Origin of the sequence: Actibacterium ureilyticum (genome assembly GCF_002285435.1) — a bacterium.
In the GTDB taxonomy this organism is placed as follows: Bacteria; Pseudomonadota; Alphaproteobacteria; order Rhodobacterales; family Rhodobacteraceae; genus Actibacterium_C; species Actibacterium_C ureilyticum.
In genome coordinates this window covers 127,501-128,805 of record NZ_NSBT01000007.1, presented here as the reverse complement: position 1 = coordinate 128,805, position 1,305 = coordinate 127,501, and the positions used below count along the sequence as shown (strand labels likewise).

General features: G+C 54.3%; 1 tRNA gene and 2 rRNA genes (1 of these 3 only partly in view). All 3 read right to left on the bottom strand.

From position 1 onward, the window contains the following. Positions 1 to 12 precede the first annotated feature (12 nt). Positions 13 to 89 (bottom strand) — tRNA-Met (locus tag CLM60_RS01590). A gap of 47 nt (positions 90 to 136) precedes the next feature. Continuing rightward, positions 137 to 251: ribosomal RNA gene (rrf, locus tag CLM60_RS01585) — 5S ribosomal RNA — on the bottom strand. Positions 252 to 333: 82 nt separating this feature from the next. Further along, a 23S ribosomal RNA gene (locus tag CLM60_RS01580) occupies positions 334 to 1,305 on the bottom strand; it runs 1,857 nt beyond the window's last position.

Here is a 1,305-nt window from a genome sequence, read left to right as displayed (position 1 = left end):
TTTTTTATCGACTGGTTGCGGGAGTAGGATTTGAACCTACGACCTTCAGGTTATGAGCCTGACGAGCTACCGGGCTGCTCCATCCCGCGTCACTGTCGATTTTTGTCGTTTAGAGAGATTATTGGTTTTTTTCTAGGTTTGGCGGTGACCTACTCTCCCACGTCTTGAGACGCAGTACCATCGGCGCAACCGAGCTTAACGGCCGAGTTCGGGATGGGATCGGGTGTTTCTCTGGCGCTGTGACCACCAAACCGAGGAAAAAACCAAGTCAAGTCAAGTACATGTGTGTTTTGTGTATGCTTCTGACCAGTATTAGCCTTGCTATTACTGGATCAAATCAAGCCTATCGGACAATTAGTACCGGTCAACTGAACGCATTGCTGCGCTTACATCTCCGGCCTATCGACGAGGTGGTCTACCTCGGTCCTCAGGGATACCTTGTTTTGAGGGGGGCTTCCCGCTTAGATGCCTTCAGCGGTTATCCTGTCCGATCATAGCTACCCTGCACTACCGTTGGCACGATAACAGGTCCACCAGTGGATCGTTCACCCCGGTCCTCTCGTACTAGGGGCAACTCCTCTCAAGTATCCTACACCCACGGCAGATAGGGACCGAACTGTCTCACGACGTTCTAAACCCAGCTCACGTACCTCTTTAAACGGCGAACAGCCGTACCCTTGGGACCTGCTCCAGCCCCAGGATGAGATGAGCCGACATCGAGGTGCCAAACACTGCCGTCGATATGGACTCTTGGGCAGTATCAGCCTGTTATCCCCGGCGTACCTTTTATCCGTTGAGCGATGGCCCTTCCACGCGGGACCACCGGATCACTATGGCCGTCTTTCGACTCTGCTCGACTTGTCAGTCTCGCAGTCAGGCTGGCTTCTGCCATTGCACTCAACGAGCGATTTCCGACCGCTCTGAGCCAACCTTCGCGCGCCTCCGTTACTCTTTAGGAGGCGACCGCCCCAGTCAAACTACCCGCCACACAGGGTCCCGGCACCGGATAACGGTGCGCGGTTAGACATCAAGCAGAACAAGGGTGGTATCTCAAGGGAGGCTCCACAGGAACTGGCGTTCCTGCTTCGAAGCCTACCACCTATCCTGCACATGTTGTGCCTGATGCCAGTGTGAAGCTGTAGTAAAGGTGCACGGGGTCTTTCCGTCTAACCGCGGGAAGCCTGCATCTTGACAGGCAATTCAATTTCGCTGAGTCGATGTTGGAGACAGCGGGGAAGTCGTTACGCCATTCGTGCAGGTCGGAACTTACCCGACAAGGAATTTCGCTACCTTAGGACCGTTATA